This window comes from Roseisolibacter sp. H3M3-2 (assembly GCF_029211165.1).
Lineage (GTDB): Bacteria > Gemmatimonadota > Gemmatimonadetes > Gemmatimonadales > Gemmatimonadaceae > Roseisolibacter.
This window is the reverse complement of sequence record NZ_JARGEK010000070.1, coordinates 1-17,465: the sequence shown is the minus strand read 5'-3', so window position 1 is coordinate 17,465 and position 17,465 is coordinate 1. Positions and strand designations below refer to the sequence as shown.

Here is a 17,465-nt window from a genome sequence, read left to right as displayed (position 1 = left end):
TCTTCCTAAGACCGCCTTGGCCTCCGACTTCGAGCGGCTGCGCGCCGACGCCGGGCTCGCGCTGGGCGACACGGTGGTGCTGCTGGCGCCCCCCGACGCCGCCGGCGCGGCCGCGCGCGCCGACACCGCGGTGGTGGGCGCGTTCGTGCGCCGCGGCGCCGACCCCGCCGAGATCGCGCGCGCCGAGTACCGCGTGCGGCTGCACCTCGACCAGCTGCAGGCGCTGGCCGGCTACGACAACCGCGTCGACCGGTTCGCCGTCGCCACCCGCGGCGACGCGGCGACCGGGCGCGCGCTCGGCGTCATCAACGACGCCGCGTTCGGCTTCCGCGCCTACCGGTCCGAGGACGTCGCCGTGCGCACCTCGCGCACGTTCCAGGTGGTGCGCCGCTTCCACCGCGCGATCGGCGTCATCACCGTGGTGGCGAGCGCGGTCTTCCTGCTGTGCATCCTGCTGCTCCGCATCGACGAGCGGCGGCGCGACGTGGCGGCGCTGCGGCTGATGGGGATCTCGCGGCGCACGGTGGTGGGCGCGCTGGTGCTGGAGGCGTCGGCGGTGGCGTTGCTCGGGAGCGCGATGGGGCTGGGCATCGGCTGGGTCGCCAGCCGCGTGGTGAACGCCTACTACCAGGGCGTGTACCGCACGCCGCTCCTGTTCGCGCTCGTGACGCCGGAGGTCGCGGCGCTCGCGGTCTCGCTGTCGCTCGCGCTGGGGGTGCTGGCGGGGCTCGCGGCGTCGGTGCGGCTGGCGCGCACGGCGCCGCTCGAGCTGTTCGGGCGCTGACCGGCCGCCCCGCATGCGCCTCCGCCTCGCCGCCGCGTCGCTGCAGCGCCACCGCACGCGCACCCTGCTCGCGGTGCTGGGCGTGGCGGTGTCGGCGGCGCTCCTGCTCGACATGGTGATGCTGGCCGGCGGGATGCGCGAGTCGTTCCGCGACCTCCTGCTGGTGCGCGGCTACCAGCTCCGCCTGACGCCGCGCGGCACGCTCCCCTTCGACACCGAGGCGACGATCGCCGGCGCCGCCGACCTGACCGCCGCGCTGCGCGCGCGCCCCGACCTCGCCGCGGTGAGCCCGATCCTCGGCGGGCAGCTGCACGTGCTCCCCGCCGGCGCCCCCGCGCAGGGGGAGGCGCCCCCGCCGCGCGCGGTGGCGTTCGCGCTGGGCGTGGAGCCGGCGGTGCAGGGGGACTACGAGCTCGCGTCGGGCGCCGACCTCGCCGCCGCCGACCACCTGGTGACCAACGAGGCGTTCCTGCGCGCGGCGGGGGCGCGCGTCGGCGACACGCTCGACGTGGCCGCGGGGTTCGACCCGCAGCTGCGGAGCTACGCCGCGCGCCGCCGGCTCGTGGTCGTCGGCACCGCCCGCTTCTTCTACATGCCCGCCGAGCAGCCCGCGGTCGCGCTGCCGCTGCCGGTCCTGCAGGCGCTGCGCGGCCCCGAGGGCGCCGACCGCGTGTCGCTGCTGATGGCGCGCGTGCGCGACGGCGCCGACGTCGAGGCGGTGCGCGCGGCGGTGGAGCGCGGGCAGCCGCGGGTGAGCGCGATCTCGACCGCCACCGCGCTGGCGCAGGTGGAGCAGCGCCTCAGCTACTTCCGCCAGCTCGCCTTCGTCCTGGGCGCGATCAGCCTGGCGATCGGCTTCCTGTTGGTGACGACGCTGGTCACGGTGTCGGTGAACGAGCGCGTCGGCGAGATCGCCGTGCTGCGCGCGCTCGGCGTGTCGAAGGGGCACGTCGTGCAGCAGATCGTGCTGGAGGGCGCGGCGCTCTCGCTGTCGGGGGCGGCCATCGGGCTCGCGCTCGGGCTGGCGACCGCGCGCTACCTCAACGCGATCCTCTCCGACTTCCCCGGCCTCCCGGCGTCGTTCGACTTCTTCGTCTTCCAGCCCGCCGCCGCGTGGCGCGCCCTCGGCCTGCTGGCGCTCTCGGGGATCGCGGCCGGCGTGTACCCGTCGTGGCGGGCGGCGTCGCTGCCGATCGCGGGGACGTTGCGGGAGGAGGCGGTGGGATGAGCGAGACGACGACTCCGCGGTCCGCTCGACGCTCGACGCTCGACGCTCGCCCCGGCGTGCGGGCGCGCGGAGCGTCGAGCGTCGAGCGTCGAGGGAGGGCGCGTCGGTCGTGAATCACCCCGTCCTCTCCCTCCACGACGTCCGCCGCGAGTACCGCGTCGGCGCCGGCACGGTCGCCGCCGTGCGCGGCGTGTCGCTGGACGTCGGGGCCGGCGAGTGGGTCGCCGTGGTGGGGCCGTCGGGGTGCGGGAAGTCGACGCTGCTCCACCTGCTGGGCGCGGTGGACCGGGCGACCGCCGGGACGGTGCGCGTGAACGGCGCCGACGTGGGGGCGATGCCCGACGCCGAGGCGACGGCGTTCCGGCTGCGGACCGTCGGCTTCGTGTTCCAGCGCTTCTACCTGATGCCGACGCTGACCGCGCGCGAGAACGTCGAGCTGCCGATGGCCGAGGCGCGGGTGCCGACGCGCGAGCGGCGCGAGCGGGCGCGCGAGCTGCTGGCGTACGTCGGCCTCGGCGCCCGCGGCGACCACCGGCCGGCGCAGCTCTCGGGCGGGGAGCAGCAGCGGGTCGCGATCGCGCGCGCGCTGGCCAACCGCCCGGCGCTCCTGCTGGCCGACGAGCCCACGGGGGAGCTGGACGCCCGCACCGGCGCCGAGATCGTCGAGCTGCTCGGCCGCCTCAACGCCGACGGGACGACCATCGTGGTCGTGACGCACGACGACTCGCTCGCGCGCGCGGCGCGCCGCGTGGTGCGCATGCGCGACGGCGTGGTCGAGGACGACTCGGGGGCGCGGCCGTGATCGTCCTGCTCGCGCTGCGCAACGTCGTGCACCGGCCGTGGCGGAGCGCGCTGCTGTTCCTCGGCTACGGGCTGGGCGTCGGCGTGATGGTCGTCCTGCTGGCGGTGGGCGAGGCGCTGATGGCGCAGGCGAGCGACGAGAAGCTGGTCGGCGGCGGCGAGGTCACCGTGCTCCCCGAGGGGCTCGACGTCGAGGTGATGAAGACGGGCGGGCTCGGGGGGCTGTTCTTCTCGATCCCGAACGCGCGCTTCGTGCAGGGGCAGCTGCTGGCGGGGCCGCGCCTGGCCGCCGACGTGCGCGCGGTGGCGCCGCAGATCGACGGCAAGCTCCTGTATCTGCGGCTGCGCGACGGGCGCGAGCTGCCGGTGCGGGCGAGCGGCGAGGTGCCGTCGGCGAGCGCCGCGGTGGGCGCCGCGCCCGACCTCGACGGCGGGCGCTGGGCCGACGACGCCGGCGACCGCCGGTGGGCCGCGCCGGCGCAGGCCGAGCTGCGCCACGCGATCGACCGCTTCCACCTGCCGCCGGCGAACGTCGCGCGCCCCGAGAGCTGGGCCGAGTGGCACTACTTCAACGTGCTCTCCCCCGACCGGCGCACGTGGGCGTTCGTGACGCTGATGGTCGGCGGGCGCATCGGCCTCCCCGACTCGGCGGGCGTCCCGCGCTGGGGCGGGCAGGTCCTGGTGACGACGCACGTGCAGGGCGGGGGGGCGCGGCGGTTCAGCGCGCGCGTGGGGCCGCGCGACGTGCGCTTCTCGACCGCCGACGCCGACCTGCGCGTGGGGCCGTCGTCGGTGCGCGTGCTCGACGACGGGCGCTACGCCGTGCGCGCCGAGGCGGAGGCCGAGGACGGGAGCGGCGCGCGCGTGACCGTGGACCTCGTGGTGGCGCCGGCGCCGCGCGCGTACTTCCCGGGCGCGACGCTGGAGAGCGGCGACTTCGCGTCGGGGTACGCGGTCGCCGGGCTGCGCGCCGACGCGACGGGGACGGTCTGCGTCGGCGCCGCGTGCGAGCGCTACGACGGGGCGCAGGGGTACCACGACCACAACTGGGGGACGTGGCAGGGGGTGACGTGGGAGTGGGGCGCGGCGCGGGCGGGGGCGTACACGCTGCTCTACGGCCGCGTGCAGCCCCCCGACTCGCTGCGCGCGGCCACGCCGCTCTTCGTCTACCTCGTCGACTCGCTCGGCTTCCGCGCGCTCTTCCGCCCGCGCACGATCCGCTACGAGGACGCGCGCACGGTGACGGTCGGCGGGCGCGCGGTGCGCGTGCCGGCGCGCGGGTGGCTGGAGGACGTGCGCGGGCGCGACACGCTGCGCCTCGAGCTGCTGGTGGAGGACGCCGTCGCGACCGACACGCGGACCGGACTCGTGGAGCGGGGCGAGGCGGAGTACGCGCGCCTCCTCGCGCGCCCCTACTTCGTGCAGATGAAGGGGACGGCGCGGCTGAGCGGGCGGGTCGGCGGGGCGCCGGTGGCGGGGGAGGGGGCGGGGTTCTTCGAGACCTATCGGTAGGGCTGCGGGCTGCGGGATGCGGGTTCCAGATCCGCAGCCCGCAGCCCGCAGCAACTGCTCCGACGCTTGCCCGCCGGTGGGCCGCCCCGTAGCGTCTCCGACGACCCCACCGAGAGGCCCCCGATGTCCCGCTTGCTCCTCGCCGCCGCCCTCCTCGCGCCGGCCGCCGTGTTCGCGCAGGCGCCGCGCCCCATGACGCCCGAGGACGTGATGGGCGTGCGCTCCGTCAGCGACCCGCAGGTCTCCCCCGACGGGCGGTGGATCGCGTACGTCGTCGCGACGACCGACACCACCGAGAACGCCACCGACAGCGACGTCTGGCTGGTGCGCGCCGACGGCGGCGCGCCGCCGCGGCGGCTGACGACGAGCCGCAAGAGCGACGGCTCGCCGCGCTGGTCGCCCGACGGGACCCGGCTGGCGTTCGTCAGCGCGCGCGAGGAGCGCCCGCAGGTCTTCGTCCTCGACCCGAACGGCGGCGAGGCCGAGCGCCTCACCGACTCGAAGACCGCGGTGAGCGGCTTCGCCTGGTCGCCAGACGGGAAGCGCATCGCCTACGTCGCGTCGCGCGCGCCGACGGCCGACGAGGAGAAGCGGCAGCGCATGAAGGACGACGCGATCGTCGTCGACTCGGTGTTCGCGCACACGCGGCTCTGGGTGCTCGACGTCGCGGACAAGAAGACGCGCGAGCTGGTGGCCGGCGACTTCAGCGTCGGCGACCCGCAGTGGTCCCCCGACGGGGCGCAGCTCGCCTACGTGGTGCGCCCGACGCCCAAGGCCGACGACGGCTCCAAGTCGGACATCTTCGTCGTCGCCGCGGCCGGCGGGACGCCGCGGAAGCTGACCGAGAACCCGGGGAGCGACGCGACGCCGCGCTGGTCCCCAGACGGGCGCACGATCGCCTACCTGACCCGCGCCGGCACCTCGGCGGAGGTCGGGATGCTGCGCCTGGCGGCGATCCCCGCGGCGGGCGGCGCGCCGCGCCCGCTCGCGCCCGACTTCGAGTACCAGCCCAACGACATCTGGTGGTCGAAGGACGGCAGGACGCTGCGCGTCGAGGCGCCGACGCGCACGACCAGCAACCTGTTCGAGCTGCCGGCGACGGGCGGCACGCCGCGCCCGCTGTTCGCCGGGCAGCCGTGGGTCGGGCAGTCGTCGTTCAGCGACGACTGGCGCACCATCGCGGTCGTGAAGAGCGACCTGCGCACCCCGCCCGACGTGCACGTCGCCCGCGCCGGCGCGCGCACGCTGGCGAAGCTCACCGACCACAACCCGCAGGTGCGCTCGCTCGCCATCGGCAGGACCGAGGTGCTGCGCTACAGGGGGCCGGGCGGGATGGAGGTCGAGGGGCTGGTCATCTACCCGGCCGACTACGCACCGGGGAAGCGCTACCCGCTCATCACGCAGGTGCACGGCGGCCCCGCGGGCGCGTGGCTCGACCGCTTCCCGTCCAACTACGGCAGCTACGCGCACGTGTGGGCGGGGCGCGGCTGGGTGGTGTTCCAGCCCAACCCGCGCGGCTCGACCGGCTACGGCGAGGCGTTCCTGCGCGCCAACATCAAGGACTGGGGCGTCGGCGACTACGGCGACATCCAGGCGGGGATCGACACGCTCGTCGGGCGCGGCGTCGCCGACCCGGCGCGCCTCGCGCAGGCCGGCTGGAGCTACGGCGGCTACATGACGGCGTGGACGCTCACGCAGACCACCCGCTTCAAGGCCGTGATGGTGGGCGCCGGGCTCACGAACATGGAGTCGATGTACGGCACCAACGACATCCCGAGCACGCTCGACGGCTACTTCGGCGGCACGCCCTACGACAACGTCGAGGAGTACCGCAAGCGCTCGGCGATGACCTACATCAAGCAGGCGAAGACGCCGACGCTGATCCTGCACGGGCAGCAGGACCTGCGCGTCCCGACCGGCCAGGCGCAGGAGCTCTACCTCGGGCTCAAGCGGCAGGGCGTGCCGGTGTCGCTCGTGTTCTACCCGCGCGAGGGGCACGGGCTCGGCGAGCCGCGCCATCAGCTCGACAAGATGCGCCGCGAGCTCGCCTGGATGACGCGCTACACGACGCCCGACCAGAAGGTGATGCAGGAGTGACGCGCGGCGGGCTGCGGGCTGCGGATTCGGAACCCGCAGCCCGCAGCCCGCCGCGCGATCAGAAGCGGCGGTCCGGGTCGTCCGTGCGGTCGAGCCCCGGGCGCGACGACGGGTTGCCGTCCACGCGGTCCTTGGCGTCGTCGAGCGCGTCCTCGACCCTGTCGGCCGCGCGGTGCGCGGCGTTCTTGGTCTTGTCCCACGCGTTCTCGAGCGGGTTGCCCGCGCGGTCGCCCAGCGAGCCCGCGGTGTTCGCGCGGTGCGCCGAGTCGGTCGCGTCGAGCCCCGGGCGCGACGCCGGATTCATGTCGACGCGGTCCTTCAGGTCGTCGACGCTGTTCCCGAGCGCGCTCCCCGTCGACCCGCCGCCGAGGCCGGACGGGCTCAGCCCGCTGCCGCTCCCCATCCCGGCGCCGGTCGTGCCGGCCGACATCCCGCCGGTCAGCCGCGACGACGCGTCGGTCGCGTCGGGGCCGGGACGCGAGGCCGGGTTCATGTCCACGCGGTCCTTCAGGTCGTCGGCCGCGTTGCGGAGCGAGCCGCCCATCGCCGCCGCGCCGCCCATCGCGCCCCCGACCGCCGCGCCCGTGCCCATGCCGCCGCCGAGCGACGACGAGCCCGCGCCCATGCCGCCGGTGCGCGACATCGAATCGGTGGCGTCCGGCCCAGGACGCGACGCCGGGTTGCCGTCGACGCGGTCCTTGAGGTCGTCGATCGCGTTGCGCGCGCCCTGCGCGCCGCGCGTCAGCGCGTCGCCCACGCCGCCGCCGACCGCCGCGCCGGTGCCGCCCATCGACGCGTTCGCGTCGCGCATGCCGGTCGTCGACGAGCCCGTGGTGCGCCCGCGCTCGTAGGCGTGGCGCGCGTAGTCGCGCACCTCGTCCCACTGCCCGTGGCGCGTGCTGACGTCCGACGTCCAGCCGTGGCGCAGGTCGCGCTCGACCTCGTCGAAGCTGCGCGACTGGTAGTCCGGGTTGCGCCCGGCGATGTGGCCGAGGTGGTACGCCGGCTTCACGTCGTCGTAGTCGCGGCTGGCCGTGCTGCCGCGCGCGCTGTCGAAGTGCGTGCGGTAGTACTCGTCGTCGTCGCCGGTGGCGTGGCTCGCCGCCTCGGAGATCGCGCGCCCGGCCCACCACCCGCTCACCGCGCCGGCGATCCCGCCGATGATCGTGCCGATCGGGCCGCCGAGCGACCCGAGCGCGGCGCCCGTGAGCACGCCCGAGATCCCGCCCACCGCCTCGCCGATCTCGTCGCCCGGGTTGATGTCGTCGCGCCGCGTCTCGCGCGCGGCGCGGTCCACGTCCACCACGTCGTCGCGCGGCGCGTCGGCGCGCGGCGCGCCCGCGCGCATCGAGTCGCCGACCAGCGACTCGCTGGTGGCGTTGCTGTCGGGGGCACCGCTGCGATCCAGCCCGCGCTCCCGCATCCGATCGTTGAGGTCGTCCGCCTGGTTCCGGTCCATGGAGTCCTCGCTGCTGGCGTCACTGGTTCGGGCTGTCGCATCGCTTCCGCTGCGCGGGACGCCGCGACGCGCGACGGCGGAGCGCGCTTCGGGGGGGCAAGAAGGGGACCCGACCGCCCGGTCCCCCGTGCGCGCGCCCGAGCCCGCCGCGAGCCGGTCCGCCGCTAGTGGTATTCCGGGTCGCGGCGGTGCGCCGTGTCGGCGTCGGTCTCGCGGCGCTCGCCCAGCCCGCCCTCGGGCCCCGCCTGCTCGCCGATCACCACCCCCCCCGACGCCACGTAGTCGGTGCTCGGCTCCCCGCGCCGCGCGCGGGCGAGCTCGTCGGGGTCGACCGCGCTGCCGGCGCTCCCCAGCACGCTCGTGTCGCGGCGCACGCCGGCGCCCTCCGACCGCGCGTGGCCGTAGGCGTCGCGCACGTACGGGCGCACCGCGTCCCACTCGCCGTGGCGGCCGCGCAGGTCGCCGTCCCACGCGCGCCGCAGGTCGGTCTCGATCGCGGTGAACTCGCGCCCGCGCCAGTCGGGGTTGTGCGCCGCGAGGTGGCCGAGCTGGTACGCCGGGCGGGCCGAGTCGAAGCCGCGGTCGGTCGGCGTGCCCCCCTCGTAGAGCGCGCGGTAGTGGGCGTCGTGCGACTCGTCGTACGGGACCTCGCCCGCCGCCTGCCCGCCGAACCACCCGCCGAGCGCGCCCGCGGTGGCGCCGACGACCATCCCGATCGCGACGCCCACCGGCCCGCCGGCCAGCGACACGAGCCCCGCGGCCGCGCCGGCCGCCGCGCCGGCGAGCACGCCGGCCAGCCCGCTCGTGATCTCGACGCTGCGCTTCTCGTCGGCGTCCATCGGCCGCACCGCGTCGCCGCCCCCCGCCGGCGCGGTGGCGGGGCGCCGGGCGGCGGGGAAGGACGCGGTGTCGGCGAGCTGCGGGTGGTCGGCCCGCGGGTCGCGCGGCGGCTCGGGCGTGTCGGGCGTCATGGGTTCTCTCCGTCTCGTGTGTGCTGCCGGAGGCGGCAAGTTCGGGACCCCGAAACCTTGACACCGCCGCGCCCGCCGCGCCGATTCGGCGCATGGCCAGGGCGACCGGCGACGACGCGTCGCGCACCCGCGTGCGCATCGGCACCCAGGGGTGGAACTACGACGCCTGGGTGGGGCCGTTCTATCCGTCCGGGACGCGCGTCGGCGACTTCCTGGGGATGTACGCGCGCGCGTTCCGCACGGTGGAGGTCGACTCGACCTTCTACGCGATCCCGCCGGTCAAGACGGTGCGCGGGTGGGCCGACCGCACCCCGGCCGACTTCGCGTTCGCGCTCAAGCTGCCGCAGGAGATCACGCACGAGCGCCGCCTGCGCGGCGCCGACGCGCGTGCCGCGGCCGACCTGTTCTTCGACCGCGCGCGCGAGCTGGGCCCCAAGCTCGGGCCGATCCTCGTGCAGCTCGGCCCCGACTTCGCCCCCGCCGAGCTGCCGGCGCTGGTCGAGTTCCTCCCGCACCTGCCGCGGGACCTGCACGTCGCCGTCGAGTTCCGCCAGCGCGGCTGGCTGACCGACGGGGTGCTCAACCTGCTCGCCGAGCACTCGGTGGCGGTCGCCCTCACCGACGCCCGCTGGATCCCGCGCAAGACGATGCTCGCCCTCGCCGAGCGCCCCACCGCGCCGTTCGCGTACGTGCGCTTCATGGGGCCGAACCGCGACATCGTCGACTACTCGCGCATCCAGGTCGACCGCTCGCGCGAGATCGAGCAGTGGGCGGGGGCGCTGCGGGCGCTGGCGGGGCGCGTCGAGGGCGGGGTGTGGACGTACGTGAACAACCACTTCGCCGGCCACTCGCCGTCGAGCGCCCGCGACCTGCAGCGGCTCCTCGGCCAGCGCCCGGTGCAGCCGGACGAACTCGGCGACCAGCTGGCGTTGTTCTGACGGTCCTCCGCGCCGGACGCTGCGGGCTGCGGGCTGCGGGCTGCGAGCTGCGGGTTCGGATCCGCAGTCCGCAGCCCGCAGCTAGCTTCCGCCCATGTCCCGCCGCACGACCTCCCTCCTCGTCCTGGCCGGCGTCGCCGCGCTGATCTGCGCGCGGCTCGGCGTCTGGCAGCTCTCCCGGCTCGGCGAGCGGCGCGCGCACAACGCCTCCGTGGCCGCGCGCCTGCGGCAGCCGCCGGTGGCGCCCTGGGGCCTCCCCGCCGACACGGCCGAGCAGCGCTACCGCCGCGTCGTCCTCGCCGGGCGCGCCGACTACGCGCACGAGTTCGTGCTGGTGAACCGGTCGCGCGACGGCTCGCCGGGCGTGCACATCGTCACCCCCGTGCGCGTCGCCGGGCGCGACACCGTCGTGCTGCTCAACCGCGGGTGGATCTACTCCCCCAACGGCACCGACGTCGACCTGGCGCGGTGGCGCGAGGGGGACTCGGTGACGGTCGACGGCTACGTCGAGATCCCGTCGCGTCGCCCGGGGCCCGGCCGCCTCTCGGCGGAGCGCGACGTCGTCGCGTACCGCTGGCTCGACGCCGCCGACGTCGCGCGCCACGTCGGCGCCCCGGTGACGCCGTACTACGTCGTGTGGAGCGCGCCGCCGGGCGAGGAGCAGCCGCCCCCCGACCGCCCCGTGCGCGTCCCCCCGCCGGCGCTCGACGAGGGGTCGCACTTCAGCTACGCGGTGCAGTGGTTCTCGTTCGCCACCGTGGCGGTGGTCGGCGGCGCGGCCTTCGCGCGCGCCGACCGCCGCCGGCGCGGCTGAGCGGCGTCAGACCGCCGCGCCGCGCCCCACGTCGGCGTCGCGCCGCTGCGTGACCATCCCCGACAGCAGCAGCGCCAGCCCGAGGAAGAGGTGCAGCCCGATGTCGGCGCCGCCGAGCGGGACGAGCCCCAGCCCGTCGGGGATGACGTAGCCGAGCGCCGCCAGCACGAGGTACGTGAGCCCCGCGCCGAGCAGGAACGAGCGCGCGGCGCCGTACGCGCGCGCGCCGAGGATCCCCCAGAGGCCGAACACGAGGTGCACGACGTTGTGCACGACGTTCACGGGGAAGATCCCGAAGAGCTTGGGCGCCAGCTCGTGGTCCGCCGTCATGTCCATCCCGGTGGCCGCGAACCCGGCCAGCCCGACCAGGACGAACGCCCACCCGAACACCTGCGAGAGTCGCTGCGCTGCCGTCATGACACCATCCGCGTGCGGGGATCCGGCGCGCCCCCCGCGCGCCACGGCCGCCGCACGGGCAAGGCGCTTGCCGCCCGGGGCGCCTCAGCCCGCGCGTTCGACGGCGGGGCCGCGCTCGGCGCCGCGCGTCGGCAGCTGCAGCAGCAGGACGGCCGCCGCGATGAGGGCGCCGCCGAGCAGCGTCGCCGGCGTCAGCGGCTGCGACAGCACCAGCGCGCCGAGCACCGCGGTCCAGAAGGGCTCGACCGTGCTGACGATCGCGGCGCGCACCGGGCCGAGCCCGCCGAGCCCCTTCATGAACGCCTGGAACGCGATCGCCGTGCACAGCACCGCGAGCCCGGCCACGGCGCCCCACGACGCCAGCGGGAGCCGCGCGGTGAACGTCCCCTCCGCCAGCGCGCCGAGCGCGAACGCCGTCGCCGCGCCGGTGGTCACGAGCAGCGACGCGAGCTGCGGCGTGGCCCGCCCCTGCAGCCCGCCGAGGTACGGGATGTAGACCGCGTACACGAGCGCCCCCGCCAGCGCGAGCAGCACCCCCGGCCACTGCGTCCCCGTGGCGCCCGACGGCGCGCCGACGGTGCAGACGATCCCGGCCAGCGAGAGCCCGAGCGCGACGACCTTCCGCCCGTCGACGCGCTCGGTGCCGCGCAGCGCGGCGAACAGCGCCACCCACGCCGGGAACGTGTAGAAGAGGAAGCCGAGCGTCGCCGCCGGGATCCAGCGCAGCGCCGACAGGCTCAGGAACGCGACCGCCGCCTGCCCGGCCCCGGCCACCGCCAGCTCGCGCGCCAGCCCGGCGCCGCGCGGCACGGTGCGCGGGTCGGCCACGCGCGGCAGCGACCGGAGCCCGACGGGGAGCAGCAGCAGCGCCGCCACCGCGTAGCGCCAGAAGAGCAGCGTGGTGAGCGCCGTCCCCGCGCGCGTGGCGACGACGGTGAGGATGCTGATCGAGCCGAAGCAGCAGGCGGCGAACGCGACCAGCAGGCTGGCGCGCGCCGCGGACGGGCGGCTCACAGCACCGTGCCGCTGAGCACCGCGATCGCGACGCTGAAGTAGATCAGCAGCCCGGTCACGTCCACCAGCGTCGCCACGAACGGCGCCGACGCGCTGGCCGGGTCGAAGCCGGCGCGCCGCAGCACGAACGGCAGCATCGACCCGGCGAGCGAGCCGAAGGTGACGACCCCCAGCAGCGTCGCGCCGATCGTCGCGGCGACGCGCGTGTGGTACTGCCCGTAGTCGTACCACCCCATCGCGTGCCACACGAGCACGCGCGCCAGCCCGAGCGTGCCGAGCACCGCGCCCAGCGCGAGCCCCGACAGCAGCTCGCGCCCCGCCACCCGCCACCAGTCCTTGAGCGAGATCTCGTTGAGCGCCATCGCGCGGATGATCAGCGACGTGGCCTGCGACCCCGAGTTCCCCCCCGAGCTGACGATGAGCGGGATGAACAGCGTCAGCAGCTCGGCGCGCCCGAGCCGCCCCTCGTAGCGCTCGATCACCGTCGCGGTCAGCAGCGAGCCGGCGAAGAGCACGCACAGCCAGCCGACGCGCTTGCGGATGATCGCGGGGAGCCCGACGCTCATGTACGGGTCGTCGAGCGCCTCCATGCCGCCGAGCTTCTGCACGTCCTCGGTCTGCTCCTCCTGGATGACGTCGATCACGTCGTCGATCGTCACCACGCCGAGCAGCCGGTGCTGGTCGTCCACCACCGGCACGGCGACGAAGCCGTAGTTCGACGTCACGCGCGCGACCTCCTCCTGCTCGGCGCTCGCGGTCACCGTCACGACGTCGCTCCACGCCAGGTCGACGAGGCGCGCGCCCTCGGGGGCCGCCAGCAGCTCGCGCAGCGACAGCACGCCGCGCAGCCGCCCCTGGTCGTCGGTCGTGTAGACGGTGTACATCGCCTCGCGCCGCTCGGCGCGCGCCATCGCCCGCACGCGGCGCAGCGCCTCCTCGACCGTCAGCGCCTCCGGGACCGAGACGAACTCGGTCGTCATCAGCCCGCCCGCCGAGTAGGGCTCGTAGGCGAGCAGGCGCTCGGTCTCCTCGCGCGCCTCCAGCGGGATCTGCTCGAGGATCTCCTCGGCCCGCTCCTCGTTCTCCTCCGCCAGCGCCTCGAGCACGTCCGCGCGCTCGTCGGGCGTCATCTGCGTGACGATCTCCGCCGCCTGGCGGGTGCTCATCGCCTCGAGCACCTCGGAGCGCAGCTCGTCGTCGAGGTGCTCCAGCACGTCGGCGGCGCGCGCGGCGGGGAGGGCGCGCAGCAGGTCGGAGACCCGCTCCCTCGGTAGCGCCTCGGCCACGTCCGCCAGGTCGGCGGGGTGCAGCTCCTCCGTCTCCAGCGCCACGCTCCCCGGCTCCTCGTCGAGCATCACGAGGATGTCCGGCGCCAGCAGCGCCGCCACGCCGTGGGCGCGGTCGGTGCCGTCGTCGGACGGGTGGGGTGGCGTCATCCGGGCGTCCTCACGGAGGGCGGGGGAGGGGCGGCGAGCCGGGCAAGCTAACCGGCCCCGGACGCGCCCGGTACCGCGCCGCGCGCGCGCCTCAGAGCGTCGGCAGCCGCCGCTCCTCGCGCACCGCGGCGAGCGCGCACCCCGCCAGCGCGACGGCGTCGGCGAGCATCGCGGGCGTCACGGTCCCGTCGTGCTCGACCACCGCGCCCCCCATCGTCACCTCGGCGCGCGTGACGCCGGGGACGCCGGCGAAGGCCGTGTACACGGCGCGCACGGCGTGGACGGCGGTCATCCCGGCGATGGTGAGGTGGGCGGTGCGCATCCCGAACGCTAACCGGCGCCGGGGCGGGTCGAACATCCCATGAGGACGGGGGCGGGCACGCGCACCTTGGGACACGCCGGCCGAGGACCCGCCGCGTCCACCCTCCGACCACGCCACCGCGATGTCCCTCTCGCTCCTCCACGTCGTCGCGATCGCGACGCTGAACGCGGTCTCCGTCCCCGCGCTCCCCGAGTGCTCGCCCCGCCTCTCGGTCGACGAGCGCGCGCACTGCGTCCTCGTCACGCCGGCCGGAGAGAAGGCGCTCGCCGCGATCGGGCAGAACGCCCCCGCCGACGCGCCGCTCGAGGTCAGGCAGGCGCACGCCGCGCTCGTGCCGTCGTTCGCGCGCTACGTGATCCGCACCGCCGGCGTCGCCGCGGCGCAGGAGGCGCTGTCGCGCGCGACCCCGGACGCCTACCCGAAGTACACCGGGCGGTCGCTCGCCCAGTGGCGCACCGACTGGGTCGCGTCGATCGGGGGGACCGCCGTGCGCTGAGCCGGGACCCGGGGCGGGGCGGGGGCGCTTAGCTTTGCGGCTGCCCCCACCCCGCATCCCGGCCCATGCACGTCGCCTTTCTCGGACTCGGCGCCATCGGCGCCCCCATGGCGCGCCACCTCGCGGCGCCCCCGTTCTCCCTCGCGGTCTGGAACCGGAGCGCCGCGCGCGCCGACGCCTTCGTCGCCGTGCACCCGGGGACGCGCCGCGCCGCCACCCCCGCCGACGCGGCGCGCGGCGCCGCGGTGGTCGTCACCTGCCTGCCGACGTCGCGCGAGGTCGAGGCGCTGCTCGACGGCCCCGACGGCCTGCTCGCCGGCCTCGCCGAGGGGGCGGTGCTGGTGGACTGCACGTCGGGCGACCCGGCGGGCTCGCGCCGCGTCGCCGCGCGCTGCGCCGAGCGCGGGGTGGCGTTCCTCGACGCGCCGGTGAGCGGGGGCGTCGTCGGCGCCGAGAAGGGGGCGCTCACCGTGATGGTCGGCGGCGACGCGGCGACGCTGGCGCGCGTGCGCCCCGTGCTCGAGGCGTTCGGGCAGAAGATCGTGCACTGCGGCGGCGTCGGCGCCGGCGACGCGGTCAAGGCGGTCAACAACGCGCTGCTCGCGGTGCACCTGTGGAGCGCCGCCGAGGGGCTCGCCGCGCTCGCCAAGGCGGGGATCGACCCGGCCGTCGCCCTCGACGTCATCAACACGTCGAGCGGCCGCTCCAACAGCAGCATGAACCTGTTCCCCGAGCGCGTCCTGTCGCGCGCCTTCCCGCGCACCTTCCGCCTCGCGCTGCTGGACAAGGACGTGGGGATCGCCGCCGACGTCGCGCGCGAGCAGCGCACCCCGTCGCCGCTCCTCCAGCTCACCGCGGAGCTCTTCCGCACCGCGCACCACGCGCTCGGCGAGGAGGCCGACCACGTCGAGGTCGTGCGGCTCGTCGAGCGGTGGGCGGGGGTCGAGATCGTCCCGCCGGCCACGATCGCCGCCGAGGACGCGGCGTCGATCCTGGAGCAGCCGCTGTGAGCGCGGCCGACCTCGCCCACGCGGCCGACGCGCTCGACGTCGCGGCGGTGCGCGCCGCCTTCCCGGCGCTGCAGCGCGTGCACGGCGGGCACCCCGTCGCGTACTTCGACGGCCCGGGCGGCACGCAGGTGCCGCGCGCGGTGGTCGACGCGATGGCCGACTACCTCCTGCACCACAACGCGAACACGCACTGGGCCTACCCGACGAGCGTCGAGACCGACGCGGTCATCACGGCCGCGCGCGAGGCGGCGGCCGACCTGCTCGGCGGCGCGCCGGGCGAGATCGTCTTCGGCCACAACATGACGACGCTCGCCTTCCACCTCGCGCGCGCGCTGCGGCGCGGCGGCGCCGACGTGGCGCCGTTCGGCCCCGGCGACGAGGTCGTGGTCACCGAGCTCGATCACCACGCCAACGTCGCGCCCTGGCGCACGCTGGCGCAGGAGTGCGGCGGCGCGGTGCGCGTGGCGCGCCTCGACCCGGCCACCGGCACGCTCGACTGGGACCACCTGGCCGCGCAGCTCGGCCCGCGCACGCGCCTGCTCGCGATCGGCGCGGCGTCCAACGCGCTCGGCACGCAGGTCGACGTCGCCGCGGCGGCGCGCCTCGCGCGCGGCGTCGGCGCGCTGACCTTCGTCGACGGCGTGCACGCGGTGCCGCACCTCCGCTTCGACGTGCGCGCGCTCGCCGCCGCCGGCGTCGACTTCGTCGGCTGCTCGGCGTACAAGTTCTACGGCCCGCACGCCGGGCTGCTGTGGGGCCGCGCCGAGCTGCTGGCGGGGCTCGACGTCCCGAAGCTCGCCCCCGCGCCCTCGGGCGCGCCCGAGCGCTTCGAGACGGGCACGCAGAACCACGAGGGGATGGCCGGCACCTCCGCGGCGGTCGACTTCCTCGCCTCGCTCGGCGACGACGCCGGCGCGCCGTCGGGCGCGCGGCGCGAGCGGCTCGGGCGCGCCTACGGACGGCTGCACGCCGCCGGCAGCGCGCTCCTCGCGCCGCTGTGGGAGGGGCTGCGCGCGCTCCCCGACGTCACCCTCTACGGCCCGCCCCCCGGAACCCCCCGCACGCCCACGGTGTCCTTCACCGTCGGCGGCGTCCCGTCGCGGCAGGTCGCGCGCGCCCTCGCGGCGCGCGGCGTCTTCGTCTCGCACGGCGACTTCTACGCGCAGACCGTCGCCGAGCGCTTGGGCGTGGCCGGCGCGGGGTTCGTGCGCGCGGGGTGCGCCGCCTACACGACCGCGGCGGAGGTCGAACGGCTCGTGGACGGCGTGGCGGCGCTCGTCCGCGCCTGATCGCGTCCCGTCCCGCGTCGCCTGCGCGTCGTCCCGCCCCACGCTTCCTTTCCCCCATGCCGATCGCCACCCGACGCGCGCTGCTCGCGGCCGCCCTCGCCCTCCCCGCCGCCGCGCTGACGGCGGCGCCGCTCGCCGCGCAGGCGCCCCGCGTCACCAAGGACGCCGCGGCGCCCGCGCGCGCAGCGTCCGAGGCGCCGCTCAAGCTCGCGCCCCGCCCGACGTCCACGCCCATCTCGGTCGCGGACCTCATGACGCGCGTCTACCTCTACGCCGACGACTCGCTGATGGGGCGGCAGGTCGGGACGCCGTGGAACGACAGGGCCACCGACTACATCGCCGCCGAGCTGCGTCGCCTAGGCCTCGAGCCGGCGGGGGAGAACGGGAGCTACTTCCAGTCCGCGGTGGAGCGCCGCGCGCTCGTCACGACGAGCAGCTTCGGCGCCGAGGGCGCGCCGGCGATGACGCTCGGCCGCGACTTCGTGCCGCGCGACCCGCTCGGCGCGATCCGGCCGTTCGACGGGCTCCCGATCGTCTACGGCGGCACGTGGGGCGAGCCGACGGTGCTCGGCGGCGACGCCGCCGCGGGGAAGGTCGTGCTCCTCACCACGCCGCTCGACGCCGCCGGGCGCCCCACGTGGAACAACCTGCGCATCCCGATCACCCGGCAGTTCGCCGGCGCGGCCGCCGTCGTCGTGGCGGCGCTCGACGGGATCCCGGACGAGTTCCGCGAGCAGCTGCTGCAGTCGGGGATCGGCGTGCGCGGCGACGTCGAGGCGGCCGAGGCCGCCGCCCCGCCGCAGCCCGAGTTCGTGTGGGTGACGCGCGCGGCCGTCGCGGCGCTGCTCGGCGCGCTCGCCGCCGACGCGCGCGTTGC

16 protein-coding genes and 1 pseudogene are annotated in these 17,465 nt (G+C 76.4%); 11 read left to right on the top strand and 6 right to left on the bottom strand.

The genetic code is table 11. The features are described 5' to 3' along the window. From PYV61_RS08320 to PYV61_RS08300, 5 genes are all read left to right on the top strand, one after another. A partial coding sequence (locus PYV61_RS08320) for an ABC transporter permease (RefSeq protein WP_275830267.1) occupies nucleotides 1–784 on the top strand: 784 nt, incomplete at its 5' end. A gap of 13 nt (nucleotides 785–797) precedes the next feature. Then, a complete protein-coding gene (locus PYV61_RS08315; RefSeq protein ID WP_275830265.1) occupies nucleotides 798–2,012 on the top strand; it encodes an FtsX-like permease family protein in 1,215 nt (404 codons plus the stop codon). A gap of 109 nt (nucleotides 2,013–2,121) precedes the next feature. Then, on the top strand, nucleotides 2,122–2,814 hold the full coding sequence (locus PYV61_RS08310) for an ABC transporter ATP-binding protein (RefSeq protein ID WP_275830263.1): 693 nt from the start codon (nucleotides 2,122–2,124) through the stop codon (nucleotides 2,812–2,814). Further along, the gene (locus PYV61_RS08305; protein ID WP_275830261.1) at nucleotides 2,811–4,325 is read left to right on the top strand and encodes a hypothetical protein; all 1,515 of its coding nucleotides are present in this window, start codon (nucleotides 2,811–2,813) and stop codon (nucleotides 4,323–4,325) included. Before PYV61_RS08310 ends, PYV61_RS08305 begins: the two co-directional genes overlap by 4 nt. Nucleotides 4,326–4,448: 123 nt before the next feature. Continuing rightward, complete coding sequence (locus tag PYV61_RS08300) at nucleotides 4,449–6,422, top strand: S9 family peptidase (protein WP_275830259.1); 1,974 nt, start codon at nucleotides 4,449–4,451, stop codon at nucleotides 6,420–6,422. Nucleotides 6,423–6,480: 58 nt separating this feature from the next. Here PYV61_RS08300 and PYV61_RS08295 read toward each other — a convergent pair whose 3' ends face one another. Both PYV61_RS08295 and PYV61_RS08290 read right to left on the bottom strand, forming a co-directional pair. Beyond that, nucleotides 6,481–7,881 carry a hypothetical protein gene (locus PYV61_RS08295; protein ID WP_275830257.1) on the bottom strand — a complete coding sequence of 467 codons (1,401 nt, stop codon included), beginning with the start codon at nucleotides 7,879–7,881 and terminating at the stop codon, nucleotides 6,481–6,483. A 164-nt stretch (nucleotides 7,882–8,045) separates the two neighbouring features. After that, a complete protein-coding gene (locus tag PYV61_RS08290; protein ID WP_275830255.1) occupies nucleotides 8,046–8,852 on the bottom strand; it encodes a hypothetical protein in 807 nt (268 codons plus the stop codon). Between the two features lie 92 nt (nucleotides 8,853–8,944). Between PYV61_RS08290 and PYV61_RS08285 the strand changes: the two genes are divergently transcribed. Both PYV61_RS08285 and PYV61_RS08280 read left to right on the top strand, forming a co-directional pair. Further along, nucleotides 8,945–9,790: a DUF72 domain-containing protein gene (locus PYV61_RS08285; RefSeq protein WP_275830253.1), complete on the top strand. Its 846-nt coding sequence runs from the start codon at nucleotides 8,945–8,947 to the stop codon at nucleotides 9,788–9,790. Between the two features lie 94 nt (nucleotides 9,791–9,884). After that, a complete protein-coding gene (locus PYV61_RS08280; RefSeq protein ID WP_275830251.1) occupies nucleotides 9,885–10,604 on the top strand; it encodes an SURF1 family protein in 720 nt (239 codons plus the stop codon). Nucleotides 10,605–10,610: 6 nt separating this feature from the next. On the opposite strand, the gene PYV61_RS08275 is transcribed toward PYV61_RS08280, so the two are convergent. From PYV61_RS08275 to PYV61_RS08260, 4 genes are all read right to left on the bottom strand, one after another. Continuing rightward, a complete protein-coding gene (locus PYV61_RS08275; RefSeq protein ID WP_275830249.1) occupies nucleotides 10,611–11,021 on the bottom strand; it encodes a DUF4383 domain-containing protein in 411 nt (136 codons plus the stop codon). 84 nt (nucleotides 11,022–11,105) lie between these two features. Beyond that, nucleotides 11,106–12,035, bottom strand: coding sequence for a DMT family transporter (locus tag PYV61_RS08270; protein ID WP_275830247.1), 930 nt, complete (start codon nucleotides 12,033–12,035; stop codon nucleotides 11,106–11,108). Then, nucleotides 12,032–13,471, bottom strand: a complete 1,440-nt coding sequence (gene mgtE / locus PYV61_RS08265) for a magnesium transporter (RefSeq protein ID WP_275830245.1) — start codon at nucleotides 13,469–13,471, stop codon at nucleotides 12,032–12,034. The genes PYV61_RS08270 and mgtE overlap by 4 nt, the downstream gene beginning before the upstream one ends. A gap of 91 nt (nucleotides 13,472–13,562) precedes the next feature. Continuing rightward, the gene (locus PYV61_RS08260; protein ID WP_275830243.1) at nucleotides 13,563–13,793 is read right to left on the bottom strand and encodes a heavy-metal-associated domain-containing protein; all 231 of its coding nucleotides are present in this window, start codon (nucleotides 13,791–13,793) and stop codon (nucleotides 13,563–13,565) included. 121 nt (nucleotides 13,794–13,914) lie between these two features. On the opposite strand from PYV61_RS08260, the gene PYV61_RS08255 reads away from it, so the two are divergent. From PYV61_RS08255 to PYV61_RS08240, 4 genes and pseudogenes are all read left to right on the top strand, one after another. Continuing rightward, nucleotides 13,915–14,289 (top strand): hypothetical protein, encoded by a 375-nt coding sequence (locus PYV61_RS08255; RefSeq protein WP_275830241.1) that lies wholly within the window; start codon nucleotides 13,915–13,917, stop codon nucleotides 14,287–14,289. A 65-nt stretch (nucleotides 14,290–14,354) separates the two neighbouring features. Further along, a complete protein-coding gene (locus tag PYV61_RS08250) occupies nucleotides 14,355–15,299 on the top strand; it encodes an NAD(P)-dependent oxidoreductase (protein ID WP_275830239.1) in 945 nt (314 codons plus the stop codon). After that, entirely contained in the window at nucleotides 15,296–16,588 is a 1,293-nt protein-coding gene (locus PYV61_RS08245; protein ID WP_275830237.1) for a cysteine desulfurase-like protein, read from the top strand. The genes PYV61_RS08250 and PYV61_RS08245 overlap by 4 nt, the downstream gene beginning before the upstream one ends. Nucleotides 16,589–16,644: 56 nt before the next feature. Beyond that, nucleotides 16,645–17,465 (top strand): annotated as a pseudogene (locus PYV61_RS08240) (hypothetical protein); the annotation flags it as partial.

Bases quoted from the DNA above. Each gene is read 5' to 3' on its own strand.
- PYV61_RS08260 (WP_275830243.1), bottom strand. From the start codon at position 13,793: ATGCGCACCGCCCACCTCACCATCGCCGGGATGACCGCCGTCCACGCC.
- PYV61_RS08250 (WP_275830239.1), top strand. From the start codon at position 14,355: ATGCACGTCGCCTTTCTCGGACTCGGCGCCATCGGCGCCCCCATGGCG.
- mgtE (WP_275830245.1), bottom strand. From the start codon at position 13,471: ATGACGCCACCCCACCCGTCCGACGACGGCACCGACCGCGCCCACGGC.
- PYV61_RS08285 (WP_275830253.1), top strand. From the start codon at position 8,945: ATGGCCAGGGCGACCGGCGACGACGCGTCGCGCACCCGCGTGCGCATC.
- PYV61_RS08255 (WP_275830241.1), top strand. From the start codon at position 13,915: ATGTCCCTCTCGCTCCTCCACGTCGTCGCGATCGCGACGCTGAACGCG.
- PYV61_RS08300 (WP_275830259.1), top strand. From the start codon at position 4,449: ATGTCCCGCTTGCTCCTCGCCGCCGCCCTCCTCGCGCCGGCCGCCGTG.
- PYV61_RS08275 (WP_275830249.1), bottom strand. From the start codon at position 11,021: ATGACGGCAGCGCAGCGACTCTCGCAGGTGTTCGGGTGGGCGTTCGTC.
- PYV61_RS08315 (WP_275830265.1), top strand. From the start codon at position 798: ATGCGCCTCCGCCTCGCCGCCGCGTCGCTGCAGCGCCACCGCACGCGC.
- PYV61_RS08290 (WP_275830255.1), bottom strand. From the start codon at position 8,852: ATGACGCCCGACACGCCCGAGCCGCCGCGCGACCCGCGGGCCGACCAC.
- PYV61_RS08295 (WP_275830257.1), bottom strand. From the start codon at position 7,881: ATGGACCGGAACCAGGCGGACGACCTCAACGATCGGATGCGGGAGCGC.
- PYV61_RS08280 (WP_275830251.1), top strand. From the start codon at position 9,885: ATGTCCCGCCGCACGACCTCCCTCCTCGTCCTGGCCGGCGTCGCCGCG.